Origin of the sequence: Paenibacillus sp. DP01 (assembly GCF_044784315.1) — a bacterium.
Taxonomy (GTDB): domain Bacteria; phylum Bacillota; class Bacilli; order Paenibacillales; family Paenibacillaceae; genus Paenibacillus; species Paenibacillus polymyxa.
Map to the genome: position 1 here is coordinate 2,359,299 of NZ_CP173059.1, position 16,284 is coordinate 2,375,582.

Annotated in this window: 20 protein-coding genes; 17 read left to right on the forward strand and 3 right to left on the reverse strand. The window is 45.3% G+C overall.

Going from position 1 to position 16,284, the window contains the following annotated elements; translation table 11 throughout:
* Nucleotides 1–115 precede the first annotated feature (115 nt).
* From ACH59B_RS10705 to ACH59B_RS10715, 3 genes are all read left to right on the forward strand, one after another.
* Nucleotides 116–1,288, forward strand: a complete 1,173-nt coding sequence (locus ACH59B_RS10705; RefSeq protein WP_017428325.1) for an acyltransferase — start codon at nt 116–118, stop codon at nt 1,286–1,288.
* Nucleotides 1,289–1,605: 317 nt separating this feature from the next.
* Entirely contained in the window at nt 1,606–1,968 is a 363-nt protein-coding gene (locus tag ACH59B_RS10710) for a helix-turn-helix transcriptional regulator (protein ID WP_013310011.1), read from the forward strand.
* A gap of 19 nt (nt 1,969–1,987) precedes the next feature.
* Nucleotides 1,988–2,992, forward strand: coding sequence for a Gfo/Idh/MocA family protein (locus ACH59B_RS10715; protein WP_017428326.1), 1,005 nt, complete (start codon nt 1,988–1,990; stop codon nt 2,990–2,992).
* A 115-nt stretch (nt 2,993–3,107) separates the two neighbouring features.
* Here the strand turns inward: ACH59B_RS10715 and ACH59B_RS10720 are convergent, their stop codons facing one another.
* A complete protein-coding gene (locus ACH59B_RS10720) occupies nt 3,108–3,677 on the reverse strand; it encodes a TraR/DksA C4-type zinc finger protein (protein ID WP_016821044.1) in 570 nt (189 codons plus the stop codon).
* 142 nt (nt 3,678–3,819) lie between these two features.
* On the opposite strand from ACH59B_RS10720, the gene ACH59B_RS10725 reads away from it, so the two are divergent.
* From ACH59B_RS10725 to ACH59B_RS10755, 7 genes are all read left to right on the forward strand, one after another.
* Nucleotides 3,820–4,197 (forward strand): DivIVA domain-containing protein, encoded by a 378-nt coding sequence (locus ACH59B_RS10725; RefSeq protein ID WP_016821045.1) that lies wholly within the window; start codon nt 3,820–3,822, stop codon nt 4,195–4,197.
* 97 nt (nt 4,198–4,294) lie between these two features.
* Complete coding sequence (locus ACH59B_RS10730) at nt 4,295–4,729, forward strand: Rrf2 family transcriptional regulator (RefSeq protein WP_017428327.1); 435 nt, start codon at nt 4,295–4,297, stop codon at nt 4,727–4,729.
* 24 nt (nt 4,730–4,753) lie between these two features.
* Nucleotides 4,754–5,254 (forward strand): metallophosphoesterase family protein, encoded by a 501-nt coding sequence (locus ACH59B_RS10735; RefSeq protein ID WP_017428328.1) that lies wholly within the window; start codon nt 4,754–4,756, stop codon nt 5,252–5,254.
* A 35-nt stretch (nt 5,255–5,289) separates the two neighbouring features.
* Nucleotides 5,290–5,616 carry a ferredoxin gene (locus ACH59B_RS10740; protein WP_017428329.1) on the forward strand — a complete coding sequence of 109 codons (327 nt, stop codon included), beginning with the start codon at nt 5,290–5,292 and terminating at the stop codon, nt 5,614–5,616.
* A 129-nt stretch (nt 5,617–5,745) separates the two neighbouring features.
* Complete coding sequence (locus ACH59B_RS10745) at nt 5,746–6,024, forward strand: hypothetical protein (RefSeq protein WP_017428330.1); 279 nt, start codon at nt 5,746–5,748, stop codon at nt 6,022–6,024.
* A 106-nt stretch (nt 6,025–6,130) separates the two neighbouring features.
* Nucleotides 6,131–6,733, forward strand: coding sequence for a nitroreductase family protein (locus ACH59B_RS10750; RefSeq protein ID WP_017428331.1), 603 nt, complete (start codon nt 6,131–6,133; stop codon nt 6,731–6,733).
* 217 nt (nt 6,734–6,950) lie between these two features.
* A complete protein-coding gene (locus ACH59B_RS10755) occupies nt 6,951–7,874 on the forward strand; it encodes an NAD(P)/FAD-dependent oxidoreductase (protein WP_017428332.1) in 924 nt (307 codons plus the stop codon).
* Nucleotides 7,875–7,890: 16 nt separating this feature from the next.
* Here ACH59B_RS10755 and ACH59B_RS10760 read toward each other — a convergent pair whose 3' ends face one another.
* Together ACH59B_RS10760 and ACH59B_RS10765 are read right to left on the reverse strand one after the other, a co-directional pair.
* Entirely contained in the window at nt 7,891–8,214 is a 324-nt protein-coding gene (locus tag ACH59B_RS10760) for a hypothetical protein (RefSeq protein WP_017428333.1), read from the reverse strand.
* Nucleotides 8,215–8,357: 143 nt separating this feature from the next.
* Nucleotides 8,358–8,678: a helix-turn-helix domain-containing protein gene (locus ACH59B_RS10765; protein WP_014599691.1), complete on the reverse strand. Its 321-nt coding sequence runs from the start codon at nt 8,676–8,678 to the stop codon at nt 8,358–8,360.
* Nucleotides 8,679–8,969: 291 nt separating this feature from the next.
* Between ACH59B_RS10765 and zwf the strand changes: the two genes are divergently transcribed.
* From zwf to ACH59B_RS10800, 7 genes are all read left to right on the forward strand, one after another.
* On the forward strand, nt 8,970–10,472 hold the full coding sequence (gene zwf / locus ACH59B_RS10770; RefSeq protein WP_017428334.1) for a glucose-6-phosphate dehydrogenase: 1,503 nt from the start codon (nt 8,970–8,972) through the stop codon (nt 10,470–10,472).
* A gap of 57 nt (nt 10,473–10,529) precedes the next feature.
* The gene (gene gnd / locus ACH59B_RS10775) at nt 10,530–11,423 is read left to right on the forward strand and encodes a phosphogluconate dehydrogenase (NAD(+)-dependent, decarboxylating) (RefSeq protein WP_016821053.1); all 894 of its coding nucleotides are present in this window, start codon (nt 10,530–10,532) and stop codon (nt 11,421–11,423) included.
* Nucleotides 11,424–11,579: 156 nt separating this feature from the next.
* Nucleotides 11,580–12,254, forward strand: a complete 675-nt coding sequence (locus tag ACH59B_RS10780) for an SOS response-associated peptidase (protein ID WP_017428335.1) — start codon at nt 11,580–11,582, stop codon at nt 12,252–12,254.
* 384 nt (nt 12,255–12,638) lie between these two features.
* Complete coding sequence (locus ACH59B_RS10785) at nt 12,639–13,847, forward strand: MFS transporter (RefSeq protein WP_017428336.1); 1,209 nt, start codon at nt 12,639–12,641, stop codon at nt 13,845–13,847.
* A gap of 55 nt (nt 13,848–13,902) precedes the next feature.
* On the forward strand, nt 13,903–14,349 hold the full coding sequence (locus tag ACH59B_RS10790) for an OsmC family protein (protein ID WP_017428337.1): 447 nt from the start codon (nt 13,903–13,905) through the stop codon (nt 14,347–14,349).
* Nucleotides 14,350–14,418: 69 nt separating this feature from the next.
* Nucleotides 14,419–15,504: a lactonase family protein gene (locus tag ACH59B_RS10795; RefSeq protein WP_404303710.1), complete on the forward strand. Its 1,086-nt coding sequence runs from the start codon at nt 14,419–14,421 to the stop codon at nt 15,502–15,504.
* A gap of 509 nt (nt 15,505–16,013) precedes the next feature.
* Nucleotides 16,014–16,169, forward strand: a complete 156-nt coding sequence (locus ACH59B_RS10800) for a hypothetical protein (protein ID WP_013370850.1) — start codon at nt 16,014–16,016, stop codon at nt 16,167–16,169.
* The last annotated feature ends 115 nt before the right edge of the window (nt 16,170–16,284 follow it).

Consider the following 16,284-nt stretch of genomic DNA (forward strand, 5'->3'; position numbering starts at 1 on the left):
TTGCATTGGCACGTTTATCCTCCTATATATTTTTATAGAATTGTCGTTATAATAGATTTGGGGATTTTACAAAAATCCTGGATTTATAAATTGCTAGATGCAACAGGAGAGTGACATGAGTCAAAAAGAGAGAATTTCCGAAGTTGCTTTGCTGAGAGGACTGGCTTTTGCAGCCGTTGTTCTTCAGCATTCCGTCGCACACTATGCGGTTGCGCAGGGGGCGCGCATCCAGGACGGAGTTGTGATGACACTATTACTGCTGTGTTCCAAATTTGCAGTGCCTGTGTTTGTGTTTATTACTGGAATGGTGTTATTTTACAATTATGATGGAGCCTTAAAATATGGAACGTTTTTACGTAAACGATTCATGGACATCATTGTTCCTTATATTATATGGTCTCTTTTATACGAGTTGGGGAATCAGCTTGCGCAAGGTGGAGGATTTATTCACCCGTTAGATTTTTTCCAGAAGCTGTTGAACGGGAAAAGCAGCTATCATCTATGGTATATCGTTATGATTATCCAATGTTATGTGTTATTTCCCGTGTTTCGTTATGCTGTACGTCGTTTGTCTGCGCTACTGCCTTCAACATGGCGACCCACTGCATTGGCTGGATTCAGCGTACTCTATATTTTGCTTATGTTCGCGGTTGGACCCGTATATCAAGTGATGGATCAGCTCCAGCTTCCCGTCATTTCTTCTTGGTTTACCATATATGCTGACCGGAATGTGATCTATTTTTTCTTTTATTTTCTTTTAGGAGCGGCAGCCGGGATGAACATCAAGCGTTGGAATGCTTGGGTCATCAAGGCACAGTTGGTATACTGGCCGTTGTTTATCGTGATTACAGGGTACTTGCTGTATGAGATGATTGGTCAGTTCCAGACGCCGCAAGGTACGGTTCTTTCCTTTAATTACTTGTCTCTGCTACGTCCGGTCATGGCTGTATATTGCATCACGTCTATTTTTGTAGCTTATCGGATAGCAACGTGGATTGCTCACAAGGGAGGACGTGCGGCGAGGGTGCTAACGGCCATCGGAACATTGTCCTATGGAGCGTATCTGATGCATGCCTTTATGTTGCGCGCAACCTACTATTTTGATAGTGCGTTGTTTGCCGATTGGAGTCACGTTCTTCGTACATTGGCTTCATTTGTTCTTTGTATGATCTTTTCCATTGCTGGAACATGGGTGCTGGCACATTTGCCTTTGGGTAAATGGATTGTGGGTCTTCGGATTCGTCCTCGTCCGGCAGGAAGTCCGCCAGCCATACAAAAGCAAGCTTGATTCAGCGATCAAGTTACATTATTTCACAAAAAGTATCCCGAAGCCCTCAGAAGAAGGCCGAGGGATACTTTTTTAAGTGGTATTATGCTATTTCAATACATGAAAAATTCACAATAGAAAATCATAAAATCACCCTCAGCGCTACGCACACTACTCTAGAATGCTTCATTCCATAGTTCTCGTCATCTTAACACCAGTCACAAGGGAGGGAGAATTCTCGTAAGCTCTCATATTTATGAAAGGAAATAGTCTATGGACGCAGAGTGGTTTATAATGGAAGATAAGAGACTTGAATAAGGTGTAGAGGAGGTTGTGAAATGGCGTTTATGATATCCCAGCGGGCTTTTATCAAAATTTATCTGATCACAATGGTAGAGAGGCATCGCGGATATGGATATCAGATGCTCGAATCGATGAAAGATGAGTTTAGTGGTTTCGGATATGTTCCGCCTCAAAGCGAGGTCTACCGGGCACTGCATGAACTGGTTCAGGAAGGCGTTTTTTACCGTACCAAACGATTAAAAGGAACAGACCCGCGTGTAGATTTCCAGGAGATTGTGCTCTATCATTTCACAGACGATGGAGAGGAGAAAGCTCGGCTGTACAAAAAGCAGGTCAAAGCCGACCTGGACCGTTGCTTAGGTATGCTGCATAAAGCGGAACAAGACAACTATTCCTGACGACGAAAGGATGAGAATGATGGGTAGAAAGCTGAAATGGGGAATTTTAGGCACGGCGGAGATCGCCAAAATCGCTGTAATTCCGGCGATTCAGCAATCCGAACGCGGAGAAGTACTTGGAATTGCTAGTCGTAATGCGGATAAAGCCACTGAGGCCGCCCGGGAGTTCGATATTCCGAGAAGTTATGGAAGCTATGACGAGCTGTTGGCCGATCCCGAAATCGGAGCAGTGTATATACCGTTGCCGAACCATCTGCATGAAGAATGGACCATAAAAGCAGCGGAGGCCGGCAAGCATGTTTTGTGTGAAAAACCATCTTCTCTTAGCTCGGCCGGGACAAGCCGTATGATTGAAGCATGTCGCCGTGCAGGAGTGACTTTTGCAGAAGCTTTTATGTATCGCTATCATCCCAAACATCGAAGAATTAAGGAAATCATCAATAGTGGGGAAATTGGTGACATTCGCGGTATTCATTGCACGTTTACATTTAACAATACCGATCAGGCAGATAATGTGCGCTTTAATAAAAGCATGGGCGGTGGCTCGTTGTATGATGTGGGCGTGTATCCGATATCAGCCGCTCGTATGTATTTGGATCGGGAGCCGGAGGCAGTGACGGTACATGCTTTATTTTCCCCGGAGCATGACAACGTTGATATGATGGCCTCCGGTCTGCTGGAATTTCCGGGTGGAGTCAACCTTACTTTCGATTGTGGCATGTGGGCAGCCAACCGTTCCAACATGGAAATTCTCGGCAGCAAGGGTACGATTGCGATGCCCAAAATGTTCGGTTGGGAAAGAACCTCTGTCGTACCGCAAATTTTCGTTCACGTTGGTTCGGTTACGCGTGAGGAACGTCTAAAGGGTTTTAATTCTTTTGAACTGCAAGCTGATGCTTTTGCCAAAGCCGTACTTGACGGTATTCCTTTGCCATATGAGCCAGAAGATGCGGTTAGTAATATGAAAGTGATCGACGCCTGTATTGAATCAGCTCGCAGTCGTAAACGGATAGAGATTGGATAAGCAGGATTACCGTATTCCCAGAAGACATAAAAAGGCAGCCTGTCTCAAGGACAAGCTGCTTTTTTAGATGAACTAATACATAGATATTTTTAATGAGTCTTTGCACATTCGAGCATTACATATTTTCATCATAATCTGTGACATCACGCTTGGCGGCTGTCGCAGGCGAATTCGATGTGCCGTATTTTTCTACTGCGTCCCATGCGCCCGCATCGTCAAATCGTCCTGCATTCCGTTGGCGAACCTCACCTGCACCTTTGGGCGGCGGAGTCATAACCTGTTCCTCGATTGGACGGTCATTCGATAATTCCCGTGTTGGCGTGTGCTCGACGGTATAGGCTGTATATGGAATGGCTTGTAACCGTTCAAAAGGAATTTCTTCGCCGCTCTCCACACATATTCCATACGTCCCATCTTCCATCCGTTGCAGGGCTGCATTAACCTGCTCCAGTTCGTTTTCCAGCGACTCGTTAATCGCCAGGTCACGGGATCGTTCAAAGGTTTCCGTCCCTATATCAGCAGGGTGGTTATCATAGGATGAGAGTTCCCCTGTGGAATCTGTCAGTGTTTCTCCCAATTTCGTATTTTCCTGACCATTTTGTTTAAAATGTTTTTCTAAATCCTTTTTCTGCTCCAATAACATATGTTTCAGCTCTGCAAGCTGCGAATCGTTCAAATGGTTCATGATCATCTCTCCCCTTCATGGTCTGTATGAGTGGCGTGTATGCTCTTTTATACCCGTTCATAAAGCCTAGCAATCACAGAGACTTTTATTCCCAGCCTAGAATGTGATATAAAAAGAATAGTGTGTTAAGGAGGGAAAACCGATGGATGAACATATGAAGCGTCGTCTGGATAAGCAAAAGCAGTTGTTTAAACAACTGGGCATTCAGCTGGACGCGCTCTCCATTCATGAGAAACAGTTCAAAAATAAAATGCGCGGCTATGATCCGGATGAGGTGGATGCCTTTCTGGATGAAGTAATCAAGGATTATGAACGCTTTTATGCGAATATAGCCGACCTGATGGACAAGTGGCAGGAGCAGCAGGCAACCATACGTGATTTGAAAAGTGCACCCAAGCCTGCCACCGACTTTAATGCACTTGACCGTCGTCAACTGGAGGATATCATTAAGCAGTTGGAATATAGTGTGCGCCAACTAAAAGTGCGAGTACGCCCTGAAAATGACTATTTTCCGGAGTAAGGAATAGTTAGCACTGTGTCGTTGCCTCTATTGTGGTATGATGGAAACATGCATTTTACCAAACATTTAATGAGGCACACAAATAAAGGTGGTTAACATGAGTACCCATTTTTCCGTTAGTATCCATTGTCTGCTTCTTCTGGCTGAAGGGGCACCCGAGCGAATGACTTCGTCACTTATTGCTTCCAGTATCAATACTAACCCGGTAGTTGTAAGAAGAATTATGAGCCGACTCAAGCAAGCGGGTCTGGTGGATTCGTCACCGGGAGCGCGTGGCTTTCGTCTAAGCATGTCGAGTTCAAACATCAATCTGAAAATGATCTATGAAGCGACCAAGGATGAAGGCCCGCTGTTTGCCATTCATACCGACAGCAATCATAATTGCGAGGTTGGCAGGAACATAGACGCTTTGTTGGATGGTTTATACACCGTGGCAGAGCAGAAAATCCAGGTGTTTTTCGAGACCGTTACGTTGCGAGATCTGGAGCAGGCGCTCCAGCAGCGGGTTGGGCAACAAAGTTCATCCGTGTGAAGACGCTGGTAAGGAGAAATTGATATGAAAATCATCGTACTTTCAGACACTCATATGCCACACAGAAGCAAAACGCTGCCTAGTCGGCTTGTGCAGGAGTTAAAAGGCAGTGACCTCATTCTCCATGCCGGAGACTGGACGGATTGGTTCGTATATGAACGTCTAGCTGAATTTGCGCCTGTGAAGGGCATTGCCGGAAACAATGATGGAACCGACATCGTGGAGCGTCTGGGCTACCAACGAATCGTGGAAGCCCAAGGCAAGCGGATCGGCATGGTTCATGGTCACGGCTGGCGCGGCTCGACAGAGAATATCGCACTGAATACATTTAAGGGAGAAACATTGGATTGCCTGATTTATGGACATTCGCATATTCCTGTGGTCAAAAAGATAGATGATCTGCTTGTCCTTAATCCGGGGTCTCCGACGGACAAACGCGGTGAAGACGAATACTCATTTATCGTGCTGACGATTGAAGACGGGCAGATGGAAGCAAGGCTTGTTCTTTATCCAGATAAACATTGATATAAAACCAACAACTGTTGATTAAAGGGGAAGCTATGGCTATTTTTGATTTAGAACCGATGAAGCATCATGTGTTGATCTGCAATGGAGGCACATGTATGCGACATGAAGGCGAAGAAGTTACACAAGCAATTCGGGATGAAATTCGTAAACAGCATGCAGAAGCCTATATTCACACGACCAGAACTCGTTGTAATGGGCGCTGTCATGATGCTGCGGTTGTGATCGTATATCCGCAAGGGGACTGGTATGGTCAAATGACCCCCGCCTCAGGTACAGAGCTGGTGCAGAAGCTCGTAGCGGGAGAGAAGCTGGAACCTCATCTTTTTCATGAGTGTACACGTAAATCCAGCTCGGAATAACCCAGTCAACGATCTATAAGAGCATGAGTAGAGAAAATCTTTCGGAGATTTTCTCTTTTTTGCGTTTAATCCCCAACCTGAAAGGTAAAAGTATACTGTGGATACCAATCCGATAGGGAGGGAAGAAAGATGAACCCATTTGAAGATAAGCTACACGGTGAGAATGAGCAAAAAATCCAGACGGGGAAAGAGACAACGGAATCTAAACATCAGGAACAGCCGATTAATCGTGATCATGCAGAGCAGTATCCGACAGATCAGGAAAGCTTGTTCGACCGTTTTGAAATCGAGCAGACGGTAGATGCCATTCCCGTAGAGGATTTAAAGATGGAAAGACAAGAGGAGAGAGACAAGGATGTAACCAAGCACACCTCTTCTAGTGAGAAAAAATATAATGGCGGCGTATAATTTTCGACTAACTGGTAATATTTAAAAAGAAATCTCTTGACTTTAAGATATATACGATGTATATTAAGTTACGAAAAGTAATTAATTTTTCTCAGGAGGTAACAAAATGACTAAAGACTTCTTCACAGCTCTGAAAGACAGACGCTCCTATTATGGCATTAGCAAAGAACAAGTAATTTCTGACCAACGGATTCAAGAGATCGTAGAGGAAGCTGTGAAGTACACACCTACCTCTTTCAATTCCCAAACTTCACGCGCTGTAGTGTTGCTCGGAGAGCATCATGACAAACTGTGGAATATTACAGAAGATATTTTGCGGGAAGTGGTAGGCAATGAAGAACAATTCAAATCTACTGCTGAGAAAATGAAAGGTTTCCGCAGCGGTTACGGAACGGTCTTGTTCTTTGAAGACAACAACGTGGTAGCTGGTCTGCAACAACAATTTGAAGCGTATGCGGACAATTTCCCAATCTGGGCCAATCAATCTAACGGTATGCTGCAACTGGTTGTATGGACGGCTCTGGAGCAAGAAGGATTGGGCGCATCTCTTCAGCACTATAATCCTTTGATCGACGAAAAAGTGAAAAATGAATGGAACATTCCTGAGCATTGGAAACTGATTGCTGAAATGCCATTTGGTAAACCGACATTCCAACCAGGTGATAAGGAATTCCAACCAATTGAGGAACGCGTAAAAACATTTAAATAATGATCATATTAGTATGATGATTCAGGTTTGACATGAAAACCTGAAAACAGCACTGTGGATAATCCGCAGTGCTGTTTGTGATTTCAATTTTTATAGGTTAATTCATCCGTAAGTGGGTGATATTATGTTTGAAATTGGATGAGAAGTTTACATAAGTGTGATTGCTTTTTTTGGCAGATGTTTAGCATTTGTACGTATTTGAAGGAGGAATTAGGATATGAACTACGATTGCATTATTGTCGGTGGGGGAATTGCCGGATTGCAAGCAGCCATTCAATTAGGCAGATACAGCAGTCATCGGGTGCTGGTGATCGATTCGGGCTATGGTCGATCTACGCTGTGCCATCAGTATCATAATATTTTGGGCTTTCCTGATGGGATTTCTGGTGAAGAGCTACGACGGCTTGGACGTAGTGAAGCCACGAGGCTAGGCACTGAATTTGTCGATGGTAAGGCGATAAAAGCGACCAAGAGAGATGAGCTTTTTGATATTGAAGTGGAGGCAGGGTCAGTTTATACGTCAAAAACGCTGTTATTGGCCACAGGGCTGACGGACCGTTTTCCAAAGCTGGAAGGGCTACAAGCCTGCTTGGGCAACAGTATATATGTGTGCCCGGACTGTGACGGGTATGAGGTCCAGGATCGCAGTACAGTCGTCATGGGGGCGGGCAAAGCGGGAGCTTCCATGGCCTTGATTTTGTCGGCACGTACCGATCACCTTGTCTATGTCAATCATGAGCGTTCAGAAGTACCGGACGAGCTGATCGTGAAGCTGCGGGAAAAAGGGATTGAATATAAGGAAGCAACCATTTCTGAGATTATCACGGGACAACCGGGCTGTTTTGAAGGAGTGCGGCTGGCTGATGGACAAGTGGTTCGAGCAGAGCGGGGCTTCTTAGCCTTTGGAAGCAACCATGTTCATTCAGAGCTGGCGGAGCAACTGGGTGTGCATCTGCTGCATAACAAGCATATTGAGACGCATCCCCGCAGCAAAATGACAAACGTGGAACATGTATGGGTGGCCGGAGACTTAGGGGCTCATGCCGAGCAAGCGACGGTTGCAATGGGAGAAGGAGCTATGTCAGCGATCTGGATACACAAGGTATTATCTGGTATGAAAACAAAAATACCGCAACTCTGAGAGCTGCGGTCTAGAACTATGGGCGTGTACTTGGTTGAAGATGAGGCTCGAAGCGTCTTAGTTGATCGCTCATGCCATACTTGCGTAAAATTTCCGTCTGTTTGTTACCGATGAGATCAAAATGAGGATAGGGCTGACGCTGATGTATATACTGGGGGTCCAATCCGTTGAGCTTGCACCATGAGCGTAGCTTATTCAAATCAGAACAGCCCACCTTGGTGACAGTTGTAATGCTTGGAAAGCGGTCATCCAGCCAATAATGCGTTAGAAAAGCAATCTCGCCACGGCTGACCTCTCTTTTCCAGGTCAGTAGTTCCTGTCGGGTGATGCCAAATGCCATCGGTCTCATCCTTTCCTGGCTCATTACTGAAATCATGAGCTATTGCGTGGTTGTCCCATTATTTTCGTCCTATTGCTTGTATTATGATCCACATGGAGTAACACAATAACAGGAGAGCGTGTTTGGCGATCTCCTGTTAGCGGTTAGAGCCATCTTTCGGCCCAGCTCTCCACACCATTCAATGCATCACCTAGCTCTTTACCCTTACGTGTCAGCGAATATTCGGTACGCACAGGCCGCTCTGTGATGACATTGCGAAGGATTAGGCCGGAAAGCTCTAGTTCCTTGATGCGCTCGTTGAGCATGCGTTTGCTAAGATCAGGTATGGAGACTTGAATTTCACTAAATCGTTTGGGATGTTCCATCAAAGTATGAATGATGAGAGCGGTCCATTTTTTGCTGATGATCTGAAAGGACTGTTCCACCTTACCGCACAAAAGCTTAGGCTGCCTGTCGTCGCTCATCTGAATCCCCTCAATTTCATTGTTGTTTTAAACAGTATACTAAAAGTAACTCTGTATACCAATAGTAACTATAATGCATTGTATCAACTGTGACAATTTTAACAGTTTTTTCTCTTTCCTAACGTCAATCATACCACAGAAAACGTTATCATTACAGGATATATCGAATGTTCACGATTTCGCTAAAATTTGATTGACTTGCCCCTTATTTTGGGTGTATTATGGGTTACGTTAATTCCTCAGGTAACTTTTAATAACCTCATCTTTTATAATGGGAAGAAGGAATATTTCATGGATTCAATGACATTTGTCTTATTTGGAGCGACAGGGGATTTGGCCAAACGCAAAATTTACCCTGCCTTGTATAATTTGTTTGTAGAAGGTAAAATTCCGGCTTCCTTTTCTGTAATTGGGATGGGGCGTCGTGAAGTGGCAGACGAGCAATTTCAAAGTAATGTAGAGCAATCCATTAAGGATTTTTCCAGACATGTGAATGAAGACCGTGCACAGATGGATCAGTTCTTAAGTGCTTTCCGTTACAGCGCATTGAACGTTAACCACCCGGAAGATTATAAAAAGCTGCTACAGCTTGCTGAGCAACGTGAAAATGACTTGGGAATTCCGGGGAACCGCATGTTTTATTTATCGGTGGCACCGGAATTTTTTGATGTGATTGCCCACAACATTCGGGAAAGTGGTTTGGCTGAAACGAAGGGTTGGAAACGACTCATTATTGAAAAACCATTTGGGCATGATTTGGAATCGGCACGTGAGCTGAATGATCGCCTGAGCAGAACCTTTGCTGAGGATGAGATTTATCGTATTGACCATTACTTAGGTAAGCCCATGGTTCAAAACCTGGAAGCCTTGAAATTTGCTAATCCATTGCTTCAAGGGATATGGAACAACCAATACATTGCCAATGTGCAAATTACCGCATCTGAGACTGTAGGTGTAGAGGAGCGAGCAGGATACTACGATCACTCCGGTGCTATTCGTGATATGGTACAAAATCACATGCTGCAGGTGCTGATGATGACGGCGATGGACAAACCGGGACATATCACAGCTGACCAGGTGCGGGACGAGAAAAGTAAGGTGATGGACGCGCTTCGTGCCCTCGATCCTTCCGATATTAAATCCAACGTAGTTAGAGGACAATATACCGAAGGTGAAATCAACGGAAAGGCAGTTCCATCCTATAAAGAAGAGCCGGATATCGGACCTGATTCGCAAAATGATACGTTCATTTCAGCTCGTCTTTGGATTGATAATGAACAATGGTCGGGTGTACCGTTCTATATTCGTACTGGCAAACGCATGAAAGAAAAATCCACTCGTATCGTCGTGGAATTTAAAAAGGACAACACAGATCCTTATGCTGCTCAAGGGCAGCCGACAGACCCGAACTTGTTGATCATCCATGTTAACCCAGATGAAAAAGTAACACTTCGTCTGAACAGTAGAGATCCGCTGAACAATGGCCAGTTAGAGACGATTCTGATGAATTATCATTCCGAGGCTAAGGATGTTCCAGAAGCCTATGAACGCCTCATTTATGATGCGCTGCGCGGCGATTCCACCTTCTTTGCTCATTGGAACGAAGTGGAGCTGTCTTGGGTGTGGGTTCAACCTGTACTTGAAGCCTTTGCCCGTGGTGAAGTTCCGCTTCACACGTATGCGGCAGGCTCTTACGGTCCAGAAGCTTCAGATCAATTGTTGGAAGAGCAGGGCTTTACATGGTGGTTGGACGAAAAGTCCGAAAGCTCTGAAAAAGCAGTCGTTCGTGCTTAACCCAACATAAAAAAGTGTATACAAAATATATATTTGCTACGGCAGGAGGCCTTTATAATGCAAGTAGGATTAATTGGTTTGGGAAAAATGGGCTTGAATCTTGGAAAAAACCTGATCGATCATAAGCATGAAGTTGTGGCTTATGACGTCAACGCAGCTGCAATCCAAGAAATGAAGGAATATGGAGCTAAGGGTGCTTCTACTTTGGAAGAGCTTGTGCAAGCAACTCAATCCCCTAGAGTGCTGTGGATTATGGTTCCTCACCAAATTGTTGATTCTGTACTGGATCAGCTTCAACCGATGTTGTCCAAAGGAGATATCATTATCGAAGGCGGAAACTCTCATTACAAAGAGTCCATTGCTCGCCATGCCCGTCTGAAAGAATATGGTATTAGCTTCATGGATGCAGGAACTTCTGGCGGTATGGAAGGCGCGCGCAACGGTGCTTGTTATATGATCGGTGGCGATCCAGAAGCTTGGGCAGTTGTTGAGCCCATTTTCCGCGATACAGCGGTGGAAAATGGATATCTGTATGCAGGTAAATCCGGTAGCGGACATTTTCTAAAAATGGTTCACAATGGTGTGGAATACGGCATGATGGCATCCATCGGTGAAGGCTTTGAAGTGCTGGAGAAAAGTAACTTTGACTTTGATTACGAACAAGTAGCGCGTGTGTGGAACAACGGTTCCGTTATCCGCTCTTGGCTGATGGGCTTGACAGAACGCGCATTTTCCAAAGATGCAAACCTGGACGAAATCCGTGGGGTTATGCACTCTTCCGGCGAAGGTAAATGGACAGTTGAGGAAGCACTGGATCTTCAAGCAGCAACTCCGGTCATTGCCTTGTCCTTGCTGATGCGCTACCGTTCGCTGGATGCCGATACATTCAACGGAAAAGTAGTTGCTGCACTGCGCAATGAATTTGGCGGCCACGCTGTAGAGAAGAAGTAATAACGATATAAGTTAGTATCTATCCCCGTAGCTTCATGACTGCGGGGATATTGCTATATGTTTTGAGTATCAGATTTTTGTAAAATTCTTCCTTATGCATATTTTTCCTTGTATATCCGCACAATAGGTAAAAAAAGGCGGAAGGATGAATTGCATATGTGCAAAAGATTTTCGTTATCGGCAGATTTGGATGAGGTCAGGGATCATTTTGGTATACAACGTGTCATGTATTATTATAAAACACGTTATAACATGAGTCCCACCCAGCATGTTCCAATCGTGCTGCATCAGGATGGAGAACGGGTGCTTGATGAATTTCGTTGGGGATTTATTCCCTATTGGGGCAAGGATTGTGTCAATGCGGACCTGAATACCGTTCGAGTAAATCCCAGTTATCGCAAGATGGCGGAAACCCGCCGCTGTATAATTCCTTGCAATGGATTTTATTATTGGCGAAAATTAGGCAAACGCATGTGTGCCGTCCGGGTGGTACTGCCGGAACAGAAAATGTTTGCGGTCGCGGGGCTATATGAGATATGGCAGGATAGCCGAAAGGAACCGTTACGCACCTGTACGATGATGACGGTTCAAGCTAACACGGATATACGTGAATTTGACAGCCGTATGCCCGCTATTTTGGAAGTAGACCAAATAGATTCATGGCTAGATCCGTCGCTCCAGAACATTGATGAGTTGCTGCCTTTATTGCGCACGTATGAGCAAGGTGATATGAGCATCTATCCGGTGACCCCGCTGGTGGCCAATGATGAACATGATAGTCGTGAATGCATTCAGGAAATGGATTTGCAGTGGTCCTGGATTAAACCTTAAATGTATGTTTGAAGATTTGTGTCTAATATTGATCATAAGCTTCCCGCCACCTGCATAGGTATGTAGTGGGGAACAAGCGTCATAATCCGGGGAGAGGGGAAACGGCCGAAGGAGTATCTCATATGGGATGGAGGCGATTGGAATGAGTAACGATACACTCATCCAGCTGCTGGTGCTCATGGTGACGATCATCGGTCTGGTCCAAAACCGGTAAGTGGCAGGTTCCAGAAGGCGGGAGAATTGCCGTAGGCAATCTTCCGTTTTTTTCTGCGTTAAAATGCTCGCGGATTGAGGAAGCTTGCGGTACAATAGAGGCTGGACTACAGGTGACAAGACACCTGAATATACGTCTACATACGATGCATTTTTAAGGGAGAGCGGATCATGAGTGAATTAACTTCATTACCACCAGCCAAAAAAAGGAAATTGCTGTTTAGCGCAGGACTTAGCTGGCTGTTTGATGCTATGGATGTGGGGCTGCTCTCATTTATAGTCGCAGCATTGGCTAAGGAGTGGCATCTCGGGTCAGAGCAGATTGGTCTGCTGACTGCAATGAATTCGATAGGAATGGTATTTGGGGCTGCTTTGGCAGGGATTTTGGCAGATCGTTACGGCAGACGCGCTATATTAGTGTGGACCCTGTTGATCTTTTCCATTGCCAGTGGCTTGTCTGCTTTGGCTACAGGTCTCGGTATGCTGCTGGTGCTGCGTTTTATTGCTGGCGCAGGCTTAGGTGGAGAATTGCCTGTTGCTTCGACACTGGTGTCAGAATCAGTGCCTGTGAAAGAACGAGGGAGAGCGGTTGTGCTGCTGGAAAGCTTCTGGGCGGCAGGTTGGATTCTTTCGGCTCTTATTGCCTATTTTGTTATTCCGAAATATGGTTGGCAGCTTGCCTTTATTCTCGGCGCAGTACCTGCCCTGTACGCTCTTTATTTGCGCAGAGCTATTGAGGATTCACCGCGATACAAACAGCAAAGCGTCAAACTTCCGTTACGTGCACGCTTGGCTGCGATTTGGTCAGGACCCCATCGCAAGTCTACGCTAATGCTGTGGATTTTATGGTTTACAGTTGTATTTTCATACTATGGCATGTTCCTGTGGCTGCCAAGCATAATGTTTATGAAAGGGTTTGAACTGGTTAAAAGCTTTGAGTATGTCCTAATCATGACACTTGCACAATTACCAGGTTATTTTACCGCTGCCTATCTGATTGAAAAGCTGGGTCGCAAATTTGTACTAATTATCTACTTGTTGCTCACAGCAGTGTCCGCTATTTGGTTTGGAACTTCGGAAACGGCAGGGATGCTGCTGGCTGCTGGTATCTGCTTGTCCTTCTTTAATCTCGGTGCATGGGGCGCCATGTATGCTTATACCCCGGAGCTATACCCAACGTCTGCTCGTTCTACCGGTGTGGGTATGGCAGCTGCATTTGGCCGTATTGGGGGCGTAATCGGGCCTTTTGTGGTTGGTATACTCGTAGGACAAGGCATAGCGTTACCATCTATCTTTGCGATTTTCTTCGTAGCTATCCTGATCGGAGCAGTTGCTGTATGGTTGCTGGGTACCGAAACTAAAAATCAGGAGATTGACTAACCTTTACATTCACCTGTGTAAAGATTCATAATACAAGAGAGAGGAGTGACCTGAAATGGAGCATACCTTTCTGCTCAAGGCAGACTGGAACGGGGGGCGCAACAGCGACGGGCGTATTGAGGCCGGACAGTTGCGAACAGCGATTTCGATTCCGGCTGAGATGGGAGGCCCTGGTGTGGGCACCAATCCGGATGAAATGCTGCTCGGTGCAGCTGCTACCTGCTATCTGATTACTTTGGCGGCGATGATGGAGCGTGCCAGTCTCCCGGTGGTATCACTGGCACTGGAATCAGAAGGGATCGTCGATGTAACGAACAACATTTTTACATATCGCCGAATCGTGCATCGTCCGCGAGTTCTATTGTCCGTCGATGCAGCAGAATCACAAATCGAACAAGCATTGCGCCTTGCGGAGCAGGCTGAAACCTCATGCATGATCTCGCGTGCCGTAGCAGGAAATGTAACATTGTCTACAGAGCCTGTGGTGGAGCGCGCCTCTTAAAGCAATATCTGTAACAGGAGCAATCATTCCAATTGCCCATCATTTTTTTAATCCAAGGAGGACACAACCATGACAGCACAACAAAAATTGCTCGTATTCGCAGGCTCTTACGCCGAATTGGAAGGTAACGGAGTTTATTCGTATACTTTTAATGAACAGACAGGAGCCCTGACACTACAGGATGAGTTCTCCGGCTTAAAAAATCCTACATTCCTAAATGTGGACGTTAAAAATCGGAAGCTGTATTCTATTGGCGAGACAACTTCCGCTGCAGGAGCGAAGGTAGGCGAAGCCTCTGCTTTTGAAATTGACCCGGTTAAAGGCACATTTACATTGCTAAATCGTGCGGAAAACGTAGGCTCCACAACTTGTCATATTCAGCGTGATCCATCCGATCGTTACCTGATTGTGGTCAGCTACCACGGAGGTATGGTAGGGCTGGTCTCTCTGACTGAGGACGGACGTATCGGTGAGTTGCTGGATGTTCAACAGCACGAGGGCAAAGGAGCGCATCCTGAGCGTCAGGATCGTCCACATCCACATTCCAGCTTCTTTAGCCCGGACGGCCGTTTCCTGTTCGTACAAGATCTTGGACTGGATCTGATCCGTATTTATACCATTGATGACAGCAAAGGGCAACTGGTGCTGCACGGTGAAACAAAAACCCATGCAGGTGCAGGTCCACGTCACTTGACGTTCCACCCGAACAGTAAATTTGCTTTTGTTATTAACGAAGTGGATTCTTCCATTACTTCTTTCGCATATGATGCAGAAGCTGGTAAGCTTACTGAGCTGGAGAGTGTACCGACATTGCCGTCTGACTTTACTGGCGAAAACACAACAGCAGAAATTGCGATCTCACAGGATGGAGCTTATCTGTACGGTTCCAACCGTGGACATGATAGCATCGTAGTGTACGCTGTAGACGCTGCAACAGGCAAGCTGAGTCTAGTGGAGCATGTATCTGCTGAAGGCGAGCATCCGCGTCATTTTGCTTTGACACCTAATGGTGATTATATGCTCGTGGCTAACCGCGACACCAACAATATTGTTACCTTCAAAGTGGACAAGGCAAGCGGTCGCTTGACCTATACTGGACAACAAGTAACTGTGTCCAAGCCTGTATGCGTACAGCCTTTTTACTTTTCCGTGTAAAAATAGGGCAAAAACATCAGAATTATTGAAGTAACGGTATGCGGCTCGTGACCGCTACGAGAACGGACCAAACATAAAAATTTATTAGTAGAAACGGCTTGTAGGATAACTGCAGCCGTTTTTATTTTATACCCAGTCGTTCCAAATAGATCATTACCCACGGAAGTAATAAAAGTTTTAAGATCATAAATAAAATACGAATAATCTCGGTGGGAAAAGGGTACATATGTTATAAGCGGAACAGTTATCCCTTTTGCAATTTAGGACAAGCACTGTGGCTCCCATATATAAGGGTTGGAGCTTTGAAACGAAAAGATATATTTTAGTCTGAGTATTGGTATCAGTTTGTTAGATCGTTGTTGTTTTGGATAAATTCATGAAAGATGATAATGGCAAGGATAAGCTGAGTAACGAAGCGGGCAGTTGGATTTGGAGTAGCGATCGGAGAAACCATCTGTTTGCGCAGTGGGCTACACATTGCACGCATTCTTGAGGAGGATGGGATTCATATGAAAATAATCATTACACAAAAGGAAGCCGCCGACAAAGGAATCTGGACAGAGATTATGGGGATGTTTGCTGTAACCAAAGAGGACGAGGTATGGCAAAATGAAGAGTTTATTCTCACCGAGGAACAGGCACGTCAGGTGGGATTACTAAAATAACAAAGGTAAATTAGGACATGTCATCAAGTTTTAAGACCAAGTCTTAAAAAATCGTAACTTATTTTTTATGTATCTGATACACTTTTTAACCGTTCAAAGTTTATGATAGGTACAC